This window comes from Pseudovibrio sp. Ad26 (assembly GCF_001623285.1).
Lineage (GTDB): Bacteria > Pseudomonadota > Alphaproteobacteria > Rhizobiales > Stappiaceae > Pseudovibrio > Pseudovibrio ascidiaceicola.
In genome coordinates this window covers 213,597-227,655 of the sequence record NZ_LMCE01000047.1, presented here as the reverse complement: position 1 = coordinate 227,655, position 14,059 = coordinate 213,597, and the positions used below count along the sequence as shown (strand labels likewise).

Sequence of the window (14,059 nt, the reverse complement as noted above, 5' to 3'; positions counted from 1 at the left end):
TTGCAACAGGCTTATGCTTTGATCCCTGCCAAACGCTCTTTTAATTCAGCATAGTTAAGCATAGGTGCCTTTGGCCCAACCTTCACATATGTGGGGTTGTCAGAGGCAAATAGTTTTTCTGCCAGCATCTGTACACGGTCAGAGGATACAGCATTGAGGCGGCGTTCCAACTCTTCCAGTGCTACTGGATGACCGTAGATCATCACCTGACGAGCGATCTGGCCTGCGCGCGCTGCCGGGCTTTCCAATGCCATCAGCAAACCGGATCGCAGCTGGGCTTTTGCACGGGACACTTCTTTTTCGGTCACGCCCTTAGCAATTTCTTTCAGCTGTTCCACAAGCACTTCTGTCAGTTCAGCGGCATCTTCTGGTCCAGTCGCCGCATGAACGCCAAAGAAGCCGGTATCCGCGAATGCCCAATGGAAGGCATAGACAGAATAGCATAGACCGCGCTTCTCGCGCACTTCCTGGAAGAGACGCGATGACATGCCGCCGCCGAGGATCGAGGCAAGCACCTGCACAGCATAGTAGTCTTCATGCTCGTATGGCAGGCCTTCAAAACCAAGGATGACCTGCAATTCTTGCAGTTCCCGCTCAATGGAGCCCTCACCGCCGACATACTTTGCCACATAGTCTTCATCCGGCGCTGCATTCGACAGCTTTGAGAAGCTGGCTTCAGCCAGTTCTACGAGCGCTTCATGATCGACGGCACCAGCAGCAGCAAGCACCATATCGGATGCTGTGTACTTGCGCGCGACATACTGACGGATGGCATCCGCAGAAAAGCCGGTGACGGTTTCAGGCGTACCAAGAATTGGGCGACCGAGTGGCTGATCCGGCCATGCGGTTTCCAGAAGCACATCAAATACCTGGTCATCAGGCATGTCTTGTGCTGCGCCAATTTCTTGAAGGATTACGTGCTTTTCGCGAGCAAGCTCTTCAGGGTCAATGATGGAATCCTGAAGGATGTCGGAGAGAATATCCAACCCCAAAGGCGCATCATCTGCCAAGGTGCGCACATAGTAATTTGTATGCTCAACACTTGTGGAGGCATTCATCTCGCCGCCAACGGCTTCGATTTCCTCTGCAATTTCGCGGGCATTGCGCTTGCTGGTGCCCTTGAATGCCATGTGCTCCAGAAGGTGGGTGATGCCGTTTTCATGCTCGCCTTCAGAGCGAGAACCAGCTTTCACCCATACCCCAAGAGCTGTTGTCTTGAGGTATTCCATTTGATCAGTAACTACAGTCAGGCCATTTTCTAGTTTTGTTAGTTTGACCGCCATTAAACGCCTGCTTTCACGGCACGTGCATTGCCTTCAACGAATTTTGCAATTTCCTGCGCATCTGCTGGAAGAACGGAAAATTTCTCTTCGCGTTCCATCAAGTCAGCAAGATGAGCTGGCAGGTCAGGATGAATACCTGATGCACTTTCTACTGCCGCTGGGAATTTTGCCGGATGTGCTGTGGACAGCACGATCATCGGGGTAACACCATCATTGTGCTCTTTGGAGACATAGATCGCGACCGCGGTATGCGGGTCAAGCAGATAACCACTCTCCTTAAGCGTTTCAGTGATGGTCTGAGCTGTCTCTTCTTCGCTTGCACGACCTGCAGAGAACTTCTCTTTGATAAAACCTAGGGCTTTTTCTGAGAGAGTGAAGGCACCGGACTGCTTGAGGCTGTCCATCTGAGCTTTAACAGTTGCACTGTCTTCGCCGTTTGCAGCAAACAGCAAACGCTCGAAGTTGGACGACACCTGAATATCCATGGACGGTGCGGTGGTCGCCACAACGCCGCGCATTTCATAGCGGCCTGTGTCCAGAGTACGCGCCAGAATATCGTTGGTGTTGGTTGCGATCACCAGTTTCTCAATTGGCAGACCCATCTGAGCTGCCACGTAACCTGCAAACACATCGCCAAAGTTGCCAGTCGGTACTGTGAAGGACACTTTGCGATGTGGAGCACCCAGAGACACTGCGGAGGTGAAGTAATACACCACCTGAGCAACAATGCGTGCCCAGTTGATGGAGTTTACACCCGACAGGCCTACGCGCTCGCGGAAGGAGAAATCGTTGAAGAGGTCTTTCAGGATGCCCTGACAATCATCAAAGTTGCCTTTGACAGCTAGGGCATGAATGTTGTCTTCCTTGGAGGTGGTCATCTGGCGCTGTTGAACAGGAGAGACACGCCCTTCAGGGAACAGAATGAAGACGTCTGTGCGCTCACGACCACGGAATGCTTCAATTGCAGCACCGCCCGTGTCGCCTGAAGTGGCGCCAACGATGGTTGCACGTGCACCTTTTTGAGTCAGCACATAATCCATCAAGCGACCGAGTAGCTGCATTGCAACATCTTTGAATGCAAGGGTCGGGCCGTGGAAGAGTTCCAGTACGTAGGTGTTGGGAGCAGTTTGGATGAGCGGCGTGACAGCCTTATGCGAGAAGCTGGCATAGGCTTCGTCGATCATTTTTTTCAAGTCGTCATGCGGAATGGAGTCGCCAACGAATGGGGCGATGACCTTGAGAGCGACTTCGCTGTAAGGCTTTCCAGCAAATCCTGAAATTTCCTCAGTAGATAATTGCGGGAACTCTTTTGGTAGATACAAACCGCCGTCGCGTGCCAACCCCGTGAGCAGCACCTCAGAAAAGTTGAGTTCTGGTGCATCGCCGCGCGTACTTACATATCTCACCGTTACATCCCTTCTCGCTCAACCTGAATCAGGGCATTTTAGTGCCATACCCCATTGGTATTTCTCAGGTTTTTAGCTGGAATCTGAAATTAGATTCCCAAAACTGTCGCATTTGCGTTTCAAGTGCGCACAGGGAAATAGCAGAAATTGTAGGAAGTTGCACGGCGAAATCTCGTTTAGGCACGTAAGATCATGCGTGACCAATGTCGCTGGACAACATCCCAGGATCAATACCAAGAATATCAAGCGCGTTGTGCCACTTCTGATCGCCCTCTCCCTCAAAGATCAATGAGGGATCTGTTTGACACGTCAGCCAACCATTTGCCTGTAATTCCGTTTCAAGCTGTCCTGGCGCCCAGCCAGCATAACCCAATGCCAACAAAGATTTCTTAGGGCCTTTGCCTGCTGCGATGGCGCGCAAAACTTCGACCGTAGCAGTTAGAACAACGCCGTCCTCAATCTTGAGGCTCGTCTCCTCCAGAAAATAGTCGTCTGAATGAAGGACAAAACCGCGACCAGCATCAACTGGCCCACCGCGATAGACTTTGCGTTCAGAAATATCGATTGCCAATGGATCTTCATTTTCGTCTTCGACGATATTCAGTTGACCCAAAAGTTGCCCAAATGTGATGTTAGGGGCCGGCTGATTGAGCACAATCCCCATCGCTCCCTCTTCGGAGTGAGCACACACGTAGATGACGGAATGGGCAAAACGGCCATCCTCCATAGTGGGCATGGCAATGAGATATTGTCCGTCAATGTAACCCGGTTTTTCACCAGACATGTTGGGGGCGCTCTCCTCATGCTTCAAACGGATTGCCTCAGTTCAGTGTAGAGGCAATTATATTATAGGTACTCACGGATTTTTCCGGTGATCAATGATCAGTGGAAAAAAGGTGAGATTGTTCACGGATCATTGATTGTCTGAGAGGCAATCTTAATGGGAATTTGAAAAGGGACCGTTTAAATAGACTCTATGATTTCTAGATTCTTCAAATCGACCCTCATCGCTGCTGCGGTGCTCTCCGCCTCTGTTTCAAGCGCCTTGTCATCAAGTGTGTCTGAATGGGTTATTGTTCAAGGCGGTGCAGTTCGCCTTTTACGTGCGAGCGAGCCTAACACCGATGGCCTCTATCGCGGCGGGATTGAATTTCGCCTTGAAGAAGGCTGGCACACATACTGGAGATATCCAGGTGAAGCCGGTATTCCGACAGAAGCCAGCTTTGTTAATTCAGTCAATATAGCTAGCGCGGAGCTGATGTTCCCTGCGCCGAAGGCTTACTCTGACGGATTTTCCACATCTCTGATCTATTCAGACAAGGTGGTGCTGCCTTTGCTAATTAAGCGCATGGATGACGGACGCCCGGCCATTTTGAATGCAAATCTGACCTTTGGCATCTGCAAAGACATTTGTATCCCAGGACAGGCCGAGGTCTCTCTCGTCTTTCCTGCGGCCACGATGAAAGATGATGTTGCCGACAAACTGGTCAATGATGCCTTTGCGCAGGTTCCAATTACGCAGGGCGACATGCCGAGCTTGTTTCCAGAGATAAAAATCACCGGAGAAGGCAAGGACCGCACTGTAAACATCAGCGCGAAAGTCTCCTCCAAGGACAAATCGCCGGAGCTCTTCATTGAAGGCCCTGCAGGTTCTTATCATGGAGTGCCCAAGCTGGCCTCTGTGAAAAAAGGTAGGGCACACTGGACTATGTCCTATATTGGACTGCCAGAAGATGTGAGCGACATTGAGCTCCGCCTTACACTGGTGACCAAGGATGGTGCTTTTGAGGAAACGCAAAGTGTTTCAGTTCCTCAGGCCAGCGCTTCGAAATAAGCTTGTTTACGGGCTTTAGTTGTATTTGCGAAATAGATAGCTCGCGGCTACAACTGAAGCCCGTTTCTTTTTAGATGCAGACCTCTGATTGAGATGTCTGTTATGTTGTGATCAGCAAAAGCAAATTGGGGGAACTTTCCATGGTCATTCAAGTAGGCGAAAAGCTGCCAAGCGTTACATTCAAAACCATGAGTGCAGACGGGCCAGTGGATGCGACCAGTGAAGAGCTATTTGCCGGCAAAACCGTAGTTCTGTTCGCAGTTCCTGGCGCTTTCACGCCAACCTGCCACCTGAACCACCTGCCGGGTTTCATCGACAATGCAGAAGCTATCAAAGCAAAAGGCGTTGAAACAATTGCTGTTGTTTCCGTGAACGACGCGTTTGTCATGGGGGCCTGGGCACGTGACACGCGCGCTGATGACAAGATCCTCTTCCTCGCTGATGGCAGCGCTGATTTCACCAAGGCAGTTGGCCTTGAGCTTGACGCAAGCGCCTTTGGAATGGGCATCCGCTCCAAGCGCTATTCCATGATCGTGAAAGATGGTGTGCTGGCTTCTCTGAATATTGAAGAAGCTCCGGGAGAAGCAACGATCTCCTCTGCTGAGAACATTCTTTCTCAGCTATAAGGCAAGTTGCCCAAGAACGTTTAAGGGGTGCCATGCCCCCCTTTTTTGCGGTCTATCGCTGAAATTTATTTCGCTTGCGCCGTGCCGCGTCAGATATCATGCGGAAGCGATCAGCCTTCCGTTTTTCCTCTTCCGCATCAAAATCATCGTCGTCTTCATCATCGTCATCTTCATTCTCAGAAGAGACCTTGCCCCGATCCAGCCATGCTTTGATCAGGAAGGCAAAGTAGACGCCGACCAGAGTGAGTGCCAGACCTGCCCATGTGAAGGCATATTGCAGGTGATTGTTAGAGAACGTCATACGGGTCTCACCTGCCTGAGGCAGATCACCAGCAACGCTTACTGTCTCCTGAAGGTCAATCGTGTAGGGCGCGGTCTGGTCCGGCAGCAATCCCATAGCTTCAGCCATAGCCTTCGGTTCGCGCACATACCACACATTGGTTCTCTGGTTTGGTTCTGCGGAGAACATGCTCGCCACTTCGGCTCTACGGGCAAGGCCGGTTATGGTTATTTGGCCACGCGGCGGAGCTGAACCCAAACGCGTGCTAAACTCTTTGCGATCAATTGAAACAAAGCCACGGTTGACCAAAACGTTCCAGCCGTCATTCGTGATGAAGGGTGCGTAGACAAAATACCCCTGCCCGCCCAGTGGGCCCTTCGGCTTGGTCAGGGTATCAAAGTAGTACAGCTCTCCGATAATAAACTGGCCAGACAGTTCAACAGGCATATAGTCGATTTCGTCGCTCGACATGTCTTCCCAGGTTGCCGGGCCGGGCGCAGCAACAGCTGGTTCAGTCGCCCGCACCTCAGCGCGCGCAATCAAAGCTACCTTTTCATCCAAACGATTGAACTGCCACAAACTCAGATTGGCCAGAATAGCTAGCCCAACTGCAGCGCACAGGTGCAAAATCCAGTAGCGCTTGAGAAATGCAATTAGCCCAGGCTTTGCTACTGCTTTCTCAGCATCAGTATCGTCATGTTCCATTTGATCATCAGTCACGGTGTTATCTTTATTTTTTCTCGTGTTGCGATGAGTGTGTTCAGGAACCGGTTCAGGTTCCTCATGCCAGGCGACATCGTTTTTTCGCGCAGGCTTTGAATCAGATGAAGCATCGCCAATCTCCCTTTCAGCGATCATCAAGCTTTCCTTCCGCTGCATTGTTCTTGTACTGCAATGCAATCAACAGGCCTTTGAGTATGCGCAGAAGTGTCACACTCAACACCACAGTCACGGGTGCCCAGATAATCAAATGCAGCCAGAGTGGAGGTTCGTACGCAAACTCAACGAACAAAACACCACCAACAAGAATAAATCCCAGAATGAGAATGACAAAGACTGCAGGTCCGTCTCCAGAATCTGCAAAGTCATAGGAAAGACCGCATCTGGAACAGGACACACGCAGGTTTAGCAGGCCCTGAAACAATGGCCCTTCCCCGCACTGTGGACATTTTCCGCGAAGACCAGCTGAAAATGGATTGGCAGGAAGGCCAAGATAAGCCTTTGTCTTCTTCCTCTCACTCATGTGAAGCCTCGGATACACAGGTGACTTTGAACGCTCGTAAGGCACCTAGGTCATATACATATAGAAAAGGCGGCTTGCGCCGCCCTTATCTTTTTTCGTTTTTCGTCTGAATTCCAGACCCACTCTTGGCTAATGCCGCAAGCTTAGCCGCCCCAGATGTAAACGGATGCAAACAGGAACAGCCAAACCACATCCACAAAGTGCCAGTACCAGGCTGCCGCTTCAAAGCCGAAGTGCTTGGTGGTGGAGAAGTGGCCTGCCAGTGCACGGAACAAACACACAGCGAGGAAGATGGTGCCCACGATCACGTGGAAGCCATGGAACCCTGTCGCCATGAAGAAGGTTGCGCCATAGATGTTCTCTGAGAAGCCGAAGGCTGCATGAGAGTATTCGTAGGCCTGACAGATGGTGAAGATCACACCCAGAACAACTGTCGCGATCAGACCCCATTTCAGGCCATCACGGTCTCCATGAACCAGTGCGTGGTGCGCCCAGGTTACGGTTGTACCAGACAGAAGCAGGATCAATGTGTTCAACAGCGGCAGGTGCCACGGATCGAAGGTTTCGATACCTTGTGGAGGCCAAACACCGCCAGTGTGCTCTACACGACCAAACTGCGCAGCTTCACCCGCAAACAGGGATGCATCAAAGAAGGCCCAGAACCATGCAACGAAGAACATAACTTCGGACAGGATGAACAGCAGCATGCCGTAGCGCAAGTGCAAGGATACAACGCGTGTATGGTGCCCTTCGCGAGATTCCTTAACCGTGTCACGCCACCACATAAACATGGTGTAAAGAACGATACCAAGACCAATTGCAAACAGGCCCCAACCGTTCAGCGTAAAGCCAACGGTTGTTTCGCCATCAGAGTTGCTCAGAAATGAGAAGCTTACGCCACCCTCACTCATGCGCATGAATACAATCGCGCCGATTGCCATAACCAGCGCCCCAACTGACCCAACAAATGGCCAAGGGCTTGGCTCGATAATGTGATAATCGTGGTTTTTAACACCAGCCATATCTTTCTCCCCATTTCAAAAAAGGTCGCTTCTGCAAAAGGCAGATCCGTCTCGCAACCTAAAGCTTGTCAGTGGCCGCGTCGCTTGGAGAAGCCACTGCAGCTGTTTCTTCCTCGCCGTCTTTCGGCAATTCAAAGAATGTGTAGGACAAGGTGATTTCCTTGATATTCTTCAGGCTCTCGTCCTTGTCCAGTTCCGGATCGATGAAAAACACGACCGGCATATCGATCGATTCTCCTGCTTCAAGCGGTTGCTCGGTAAAGCAGAAGCAATCAATTTTGTTGAAGTAGCCCCCGACTTCGAAAGGCGCCACGTTAAACGTGGAAGTCCCGGTAGAAACCTGCTGCGCGAGGCTTTGGGCCTCGTACATAATCTCGGTCATCTGACCCAGCTTCACGCGGACTTTCTTTTGTTTTGGTTTGAAATCCCAATCCAGACCCGGAGCGACATTGGCGTCAAAGCTCACGATGATCTCACGATCAAGGATCGTATCGGATGCCTCTTCTGCTCGCTGTGTGGTGCCGCCATAGCCCGTCACCTGACAGAAGAGCTGATAAAGCGGGACAGCTGCAAAGGACAAACCAACCATTCCAAAGAACACGCCCCCGCAAATCACAGCGACGGTAGCGTTGCTGCGGTTTACTTTGGCCTGTTCTGCTGTTTTTGGTTTTTGATCAGTCATTTGCGTCTCTTACAGTGGACGATCCATGATGCCCGGACCGAGCTTCACGATGGTGATCACATAAAACATAGCAACAAGAACGCCGAGTGTGACTGCAAGAGCCACTGAACGTCCGCGGCGGGTCTTGACTTGCTCTTCAGAAAGAACTGCTTTTTGCTTGCTCATTTTCTTCTCTTTCCAGTTATGCGTTAGACCAGACCAATCATGTTCTCAGCGAGCAACCCAGCAAAAATCAGCATGAGATAGAACAAAGAGAACTTGAAGAGAGACATTGCTGTTTTCTTGGCTGCATCACCCTCGCGCACTCTCCAGACACGGATTGCATAACCGAGGAACACCAAGCCAAGGATGGCAGAACCAACACCATAAAACACCGAGGCAAAGCCTAGGAAGTACGGTGCCATGCCAACTGGTAGCAACAGCAAAGAATACAAAACGATTTGGTGACGGGTCGCGGTTTCGCCTGCGACGACCGGCAACATTGGGACGCCAGCAGCCTGATAGTCGCCGTTTTTAACCAGCGCCAAGGCCCAGAAGTGTGGAGGTGTCCAGGTGAAGGTGATCATGAACAGTGCGATGCTGACCAGTGTTACGTCACCTGTAACAGCTGCCCAGCCGACCATTGGCGGAAGCGCGCCAGCAGCACCACCGATAACGATGTTTTGCGGCGTGCTGCGCTTGAGCCACATTGTGTAGATGACCACGTAAAAGAAGATCGTAAACGCCAGCAGACCAGCGGCCATCCAGTTTGCCACCAGACCGAGGGTCAGGACAGAACCGAAGGACAGAACCATGCCAAAAGCAAAGGCTTCCTGACGTGTGATTTTGCCTGCCGGGATCGGGCGCTTTTTAGTGCGGGACATGACAGCATCAATGTCTGCATCCCACCACATGTTCAGCGCACCAGATGCACCACCACCAATGGCGATGCAAAGAATAGAAATGAAGCTGAGGACCGGGTGCTGATTACCCGGAGCCATGACCAGACCAACAGCTGCTGTGAACACAACAAGAGACATTACCCGCGGCTTGAGCAGCGCGATGTAATCAGAAACGCTTCCACGACCACCAAGATCGGTTGCGTCCTCGTGAAGTCCTTGTGTCTGTTCCAGCATTGTCATGCCTGTACCTCTGTCGCGATATTGAAACCTGTGCCGTTTTTCAGCGTTCTAGACTTCATCCCCGGAACATTGGAGCACTTCCGGGCTTGTGCTTTACCTAGAACCGAGGGCGCTGACACGCCCCCGGCAATTTCGGTGCAGTTACTTGATCTTTGGAAGGATCTCGAACTGGTGGAATGGAGGAGGTGAAGACAGGGTCCATTCCAGAGTAGTTGCGCCTTTGCCCCATGGGTTATCGCCAGCCACACGCTTCTTGATGAATGCGTCAAGGACACACCACAAGAAGATGAGCACTGCAAAACCAGTGAGGTAGGAACCGTAGGAGGAAACCATATTCCAGCCAGCGTATGCGTCCGGGTAGTCGGCATAACGGCGTGGCATACCAGCAAGACCAAGGAAGTGCTGCGGGAAGAACACGAGGTTCACACCGATGAACATAAGCGCAAAGTGCAGGTTGCCGAGGAACTCGGAGTACATGTAACCGGAGATCTTAGGGAACCAGTAGTACCAGGCTGCAAAGATCGCGAACACAGCGCCCAGAGACAGAACGTAGTGGAAGTGAGCCACAACGTAGTAGGTGTCATGTAGCGCGCGGTCGAGACCTGCGTTTGCCAGCTGAACGCCGGTTACACCGCCAACGGTGAACAGGAACACAAAGCCAATCGCCCAGATCATTGGCGTGCGGAACTCGATAGAACCGCCCCACATGGTCGCAATCCATGAGAAGATCTTGATGCCGGTTGGCACTGCAATCACCATGGTGGCGAACAGGAAGTACGCCTGCGTGTCTGCGGACAGACCAACGGTGAACATGTGGTGCGCCCAAACGACAAACCCAACAACACCAATCGCAACCATCGCGTAGGCCATGCCGATATAACCGAACACAGGCTTGTGCGAGAAGGTGGAGATGATGTGGGAGATGATGCCGAATGCAGGCAAGATCAGAATGTACACTTCAGGGTGACCGAAGAACCAGAACAAGTGCTGGAACAGAATTGGGTCACCGCCACCGGCAGCTGTGAAGAAGGTGGTGTCGAAGTTACGGTCTGTCAGCAACATGGTGATCGCGCCAGCCAGAACAGGCAGAGAGATCAACAGCAGGAAGACTGTTACCAGCACGGACCATACGAACAGCGGCATCTTGTGCATGGTCATGCCAGGCGCGCGCATATTGAAGATGGTGGTGATGAAGTTGATGGCACCCAGAATGGAAGATGCACCGGCAACGTGTAGCGCCAGAATTGCAAAGTCCATTGCAGGACCAGGCTGACCAGAAGTGGACAGCGGAGGATAGATGGTCCAACCACCGCCAACACCGTTTGCACCTGGAGGACCTGGCACGAAGAGTGACAGGAGCAACAGGATGAATGCTGGTGGCAGGAGCCAGAATGAGATGTTGTTCATGCGTGGGAACGCCATATCAGGCGCACCGATCATGATCGGAACAAAATAGTTCGCAAAGCCACCGATAAGCGCTGGCATAACCATGAAGAAGATCATGATCAGCGCGTGCGCTGTGGTGAACACGTTGAACAGGTGTGGATCGGAGAAGTACTGCATCCCCGGCTCTTGCAGCTCCATACGCATTGCGATGGACAGAAGACCGCCGATGATGCCAGCCATGATCGCGAAGATCAGGTAAAGGATACCGATATCCTTGTGGTTGGTGGAGTAGACCCACCGCACCCATCCAGTTGGATGGTCATGTGCATGCGTTTCAGACGCAGACATAGTTGTGCTCCCTCGTAAAGTTCTTGCTCGTATGCGCAGCAGCCCTTGACGCGCGCATACTCGGCTCAATCAGTGGTCCCGATTAACGGGACGCAACCTTCACGTCGGTGGCTGCGGTGGCAGCAACCTTCTTCTCATCAGCAATCAGTTTTGCGAGAAGTGTGTTTGCTTCGTCGACGTCGGACTTCGCAGCTTCGGCCCAGGCCTGATACTGCTCTTTGGTCACGACTTGCACGGCGATTGGCATAAACGCATGGTCTTTACCGCAAAGCTCTGAACACTGGCCGTAGAACATGCCGGTGTTATCAGCACGGAACCAGGTTTCGTTGAGGCGGTATGGAACAGCGTCGATCTTGATGCCGAATGCAGGAACAGCGAATGAGTGGATCACGTCTGCTGCCGTTACCTGAACACGCACTGTGGTGTCGACTGGAACAACAATGTTGTAGTCCGTCGCAAGAAGGCGAGGAAGCTCAGCGTTTGTCAGGCCTTTTTCAGCCATGATGTCTGCACGCTCATCGTCCTGAATCATCAAGGCATCGAATGAGACATCTTCCATGCCTTCATCCGCGTACTCATAACCCCAATACCACTGGTAACCAGTTGCCTTGATGGTCATTTCGTATTCAGGGATATCAAGCTGCTTGAAGAGCAAACGGAAAGACGGAACTGAGATCATCACCAGAATGAGGATTGGAACAACCGTCCAGACAACCTCGATCATAGTGTTGTGTGAAGTGCGAGATGGCGTTGGGTTCGCCTTCTTGCGGAACCTGATGATCACAACGAGCAGCAGTAGTGCTACGAAAACCGTCACGCCAGCCATGATAATCAGGGTAAAATCGTTAAACCAGCGAATGTCTTCCATCACTGTCGTCGCCGCAGGCTGCATGCCCATCTGCCACGGTGTTGGCTGTGCTGCATTGGCTGCACCGGCCATAAAACCCGTCAATCCGATTGCCATAGTTGCGGCAATGGTCGCCAGGTGATGCTTCAAGAGCTTCATCACGTCTTGCGCTCCCTGTCCCTCTTAATGCCGCCGAAACGGCAATCCTCTTCTTGTCCACACATGTGGGGTGCCCACTTTGGCCCGTCCGACCAGTCCTCACACCTGCGTGAATGTCTGCGACATAATAACCCAATAAGGGTTTCTACGCGATTCCCCTAAGGTTATAGCGACTATAAGTCGCAGTATCATTTGACTTGAATCAATGAGTTGGACAAAAAACATAAGAAATCCGCAGATGCAATTGGATTTTGAATGATCTCCGCTGTTTTCACCTAGTTACTTTTCCCTATATAGATAATCGATCATTTCTATCCATGCATCCAAATTCACTCACTAAATCGTCACTTTATCGGCAAAAAGGACCGTTACCTCGGCGTGAACAATGTGAGTCGGATCCCTCCTTCCTCGTCAGTTAAGTGGACAGCCAATAATGCCAGTTTGCGCTTTGACGTCAGGAGCGGTATTCCAATATTTTATGGAAACACCCCACGCTGGCTGGCTGGGGAGACAGACACTGCACAGCCGGTGAACTGGAGGAAGGTTTTTTGAAGCAGTTTTTACGCACGCTGACTTTAACAGTTGCGATGACAGTGGCGGGCGCCGCAGGATTTTCCGGAGCAGGTCATGCTCAACAAGCGCTCGGCGAACTCAAAGGTGAGTTTGGTGATTGGCAGCAGCGTTGTGCCAAATCCCCGGGATCCAACGTTGAGCAGTGCGCTCTCATTCAAAGTGTGACAGACTCTGCACGTGATACTGTAGGCCTGACAGCGATTATTCTTAAGACGGCTGACCAACAAGCGACCGTTTTGCGCATTCTCGCTCCACTTGGCGTTTTGCTGCCTATGCAGCTTGGTCTGAACGTAGATGGTAAAGATGTGGGTCGGATGCCATTCATTCGTTGTTTGCCTGCACCTAGCGGCTGCGTTTCTGAAGCGATGCTTGAGAAGGACCTGATCGACAAACTCACAACTGGTCAGACTGCAACCTTCATTATCTTTGAAACACCAGAAGAAGGTATCGGTATTCCGATTTCCCTGACTGGTCTGAAAGAAGCAATCGCGGCCCTGCCTTAAGCTTGAGTGCTTCTCTTCGAATTTGATCTAAAAGCCGGGATGATGAAAATCGCCTCGGCTTTTGTCTTTTCAGTCGCGGGAAACGGTATTGCATAACTATCTAATCACCCGCGATCGGGCCAAATGTCTGCCTCACAGAACCCGAGTGCGGCAAAGTCATCCTTACGGGCCTTCTGCTCCATCTCATTGCTGAGAAAGAACTCATCGAGCTGAGGTGGTGCGACTGAAGTTCCGCTCAACATGGCATGCACTTGCCCGCGATGGTGTGTCTGATGTTGGAAGAGATGCAGAAGAAGCCTGTCTGCTCGCTCACTCAAAGGCTTGTCATCTCTCAGCACATGTATTTTGGAGAGATCAGCGAGATCCATTGAACCTATGTGTGTAATTAATTTCTGATCTGAGTTTCTTTGAGCCTCGAAAAGAGATGGCAGTCGCTCAAAAGGGTACTCAGGATCAAATGCATTAATCCCGAGCGGCGTTCCTTCCAGAGCGCTGACATAGAACCAATCCACAGTGACGATATGATTCAGTGTCATAAGGATTGAAGGGAAAAAGTTTGTCCGCTGTGCAGTTAGCTCGTCATCAGAGAGCTTCATGCAACTGGAAAGTAGTCTATAATTTGCCCAGGCATTGTTTTTAGCCTGCACTTGAAAATACTGAAGCACTTCAATTTCCGTCATGTAAAAGTTTAAGATCAGGCTCTGTCATTTCAAAGAGAGCCCTTGGTTTTCCTAAAAACAAACACG

Annotated in this window: 15 protein-coding genes; 3 read left to right on the top strand and 12 right to left on the bottom strand. The window is 51.3% G+C overall.

The window, feature by feature from the left end; all coding sequences use genetic code 11:
• Positions 1-11 precede the first annotated feature (11 nt).
• The 3 genes from PsAD26_RS07510 to PsAD26_RS07500 form a co-directional block, all read right to left on the bottom strand.
• Positions 12-1,283: a pitrilysin family protein gene (locus PsAD26_RS07510; RefSeq protein WP_063309891.1), complete on the bottom strand. Its 1,272-nt coding sequence runs from the start codon at positions 1,281-1,283 to the stop codon at positions 12-14.
• Positions 1,283-2,689: a threonine synthase gene (thrC, locus tag PsAD26_RS07505; RefSeq protein WP_063309890.1), complete on the bottom strand. Its 1,407-nt coding sequence runs from the start codon at positions 2,687-2,689 to the stop codon at positions 1,283-1,285. The genes PsAD26_RS07510 and thrC overlap by 1 nt, the downstream gene beginning before the upstream one ends.
• A gap of 190 nt (positions 2,690-2,879) precedes the next feature.
• Complete coding sequence (locus PsAD26_RS07500) at positions 2,880-3,473, bottom strand: YqgE/AlgH family protein (protein WP_057462914.1); 594 nt, start codon at positions 3,471-3,473, stop codon at positions 2,880-2,882.
• 192 nt (positions 3,474-3,665) lie between these two features.
• Between PsAD26_RS07500 and PsAD26_RS07495 the strand changes: the two genes are divergently transcribed.
• Entirely contained in the window at positions 3,666-4,523 is an 858-nt protein-coding gene (locus tag PsAD26_RS07495; protein ID WP_063302434.1) for a protein-disulfide reductase DsbD domain-containing protein, read from the top strand.
• Between the two features lie 140 nt (positions 4,524-4,663).
• Positions 4,664-5,149 carry a peroxiredoxin gene (locus PsAD26_RS07490; protein ID WP_057462915.1) on the top strand — a complete coding sequence of 162 codons (486 nt, stop codon included), beginning with the start codon at positions 4,664-4,666 and terminating at the stop codon, positions 5,147-5,149.
• A 52-nt stretch (positions 5,150-5,201) separates the two neighbouring features.
• Here the strand turns inward: PsAD26_RS07490 and PsAD26_RS07485 are convergent, their stop codons facing one another.
• From PsAD26_RS07485 to coxB, 8 genes are all read right to left on the bottom strand, one after another.
• The gene (locus PsAD26_RS07485) at positions 5,202-6,149 is read right to left on the bottom strand and encodes an SURF1 family protein (RefSeq protein WP_208985561.1); all 948 of its coding nucleotides are present in this window, start codon (positions 6,147-6,149) and stop codon (positions 5,202-5,204) included.
• A gap of 127 nt (positions 6,150-6,276) precedes the next feature.
• Complete coding sequence (locus tag PsAD26_RS07480) at positions 6,277-6,672, bottom strand: DUF983 domain-containing protein (protein WP_208985560.1); 396 nt, start codon at positions 6,670-6,672, stop codon at positions 6,277-6,279.
• Between the two features lie 143 nt (positions 6,673-6,815).
• Entirely contained in the window at positions 6,816-7,694 is an 879-nt protein-coding gene (locus PsAD26_RS07475) for a cytochrome c oxidase subunit 3 (RefSeq protein ID WP_063309888.1), read from the bottom strand.
• 58 nt (positions 7,695-7,752) lie between these two features.
• Positions 7,753-8,376 carry a cytochrome c oxidase assembly protein gene (locus PsAD26_RS07470; protein ID WP_063287205.1) on the bottom strand — a complete coding sequence of 208 codons (624 nt, stop codon included), beginning with the start codon at positions 8,374-8,376 and terminating at the stop codon, positions 7,753-7,755.
• A gap of 9 nt (positions 8,377-8,385) precedes the next feature.
• The gene (locus PsAD26_RS29650) at positions 8,386-8,541 is read right to left on the bottom strand and encodes a hypothetical protein (protein WP_193757736.1); all 156 of its coding nucleotides are present in this window, start codon (positions 8,539-8,541) and stop codon (positions 8,386-8,388) included.
• Between the two features lie 23 nt (positions 8,542-8,564).
• Entirely contained in the window at positions 8,565-9,497 is a 933-nt protein-coding gene (locus tag PsAD26_RS07465; RefSeq protein WP_063287204.1) for a heme o synthase, read from the bottom strand.
• 141 nt (positions 9,498-9,638) lie between these two features.
• Entirely contained in the window at positions 9,639-11,231 is a 1,593-nt protein-coding gene (gene ctaD / locus PsAD26_RS07460) for a cytochrome c oxidase subunit I (protein WP_063309887.1), read from the bottom strand.
• Between the two features lie 82 nt (positions 11,232-11,313).
• A complete protein-coding gene (gene coxB, locus PsAD26_RS07455; protein ID WP_063287202.1) occupies positions 11,314-12,237 on the bottom strand; it encodes a cytochrome c oxidase subunit II in 924 nt (307 codons plus the stop codon).
• A gap of 548 nt (positions 12,238-12,785) precedes the next feature.
• Here coxB and PsAD26_RS07450 point away from each other — a divergent pair.
• On the top strand, positions 12,786-13,313 hold the full coding sequence (locus PsAD26_RS07450) for an invasion associated locus B family protein (RefSeq protein WP_082826817.1): 528 nt from the start codon (positions 12,786-12,788) through the stop codon (positions 13,311-13,313).
• Between the two features lie 104 nt (positions 13,314-13,417).
• Here PsAD26_RS07450 and PsAD26_RS07445 read toward each other — a convergent pair whose 3' ends face one another.
• The gene (locus tag PsAD26_RS07445) at positions 13,418-13,993 is read right to left on the bottom strand and encodes a DinB family protein (RefSeq protein WP_063309886.1); all 576 of its coding nucleotides are present in this window, start codon (positions 13,991-13,993) and stop codon (positions 13,418-13,420) included.
• Positions 13,994-14,059: the final 66 nt, after the last annotated feature.

Coding starts and splice junctions, on each gene's coding strand:
- ctaD (WP_063309887.1), bottom strand. CDS start 11,231: ATGTCTGCGTCTGAAACGCATGCACATGACCATCCAACTGGATGGGTG.
- PsAD26_RS07475 (WP_063309888.1), bottom strand. CDS start 7,694: ATGGCTGGTGTTAAAAACCACGATTATCACATTATCGAGCCAAGCCCT.
- PsAD26_RS07500 (WP_057462914.1), bottom strand. CDS start 3,473: ATGTCTGGTGAAAAACCGGGTTACATTGACGGACAATATCTCATTGCC.
- PsAD26_RS07480 (WP_208985560.1), bottom strand. CDS start 6,672: ATGAGTGAGAGGAAGAAGACAAAGGCTTATCTTGGCCTTCCTGCCAAT.
- PsAD26_RS07510 (WP_063309891.1), bottom strand. CDS start 1,283: ATGGCGGTCAAACTAACAAAACTAGAAAATGGCCTGACTGTAGTTACT.
- PsAD26_RS29650 (WP_193757736.1), bottom strand. CDS start 8,541: ATGAGCAAGCAAAAAGCAGTTCTTTCTGAAGAGCAAGTCAAGACCCGC.
- PsAD26_RS07470 (WP_063287205.1), bottom strand. CDS start 8,376: ATGACTGATCAAAAACCAAAAACAGCAGAACAGGCCAAAGTAAACCGC.
- PsAD26_RS07490 (WP_057462915.1), top strand. CDS start 4,664: ATGGTCATTCAAGTAGGCGAAAAGCTGCCAAGCGTTACATTCAAAACC.
- coxB (WP_063287202.1), bottom strand. CDS start 12,237: ATGAAGCTCTTGAAGCATCACCTGGCGACCATTGCCGCAACTATGGCA.
- PsAD26_RS07465 (WP_063287204.1), bottom strand. CDS start 9,497: ATGACAATGCTGGAACAGACACAAGGACTTCACGAGGACGCAACCGAT.
- PsAD26_RS07495 (WP_063302434.1), top strand. CDS start 3,666: ATGATTTCTAGATTCTTCAAATCGACCCTCATCGCTGCTGCGGTGCTC.
- PsAD26_RS07445 (WP_063309886.1), bottom strand. CDS start 13,993: ATGACGGAAATTGAAGTGCTTCAGTATTTTCAAGTGCAGGCTAAAAAC.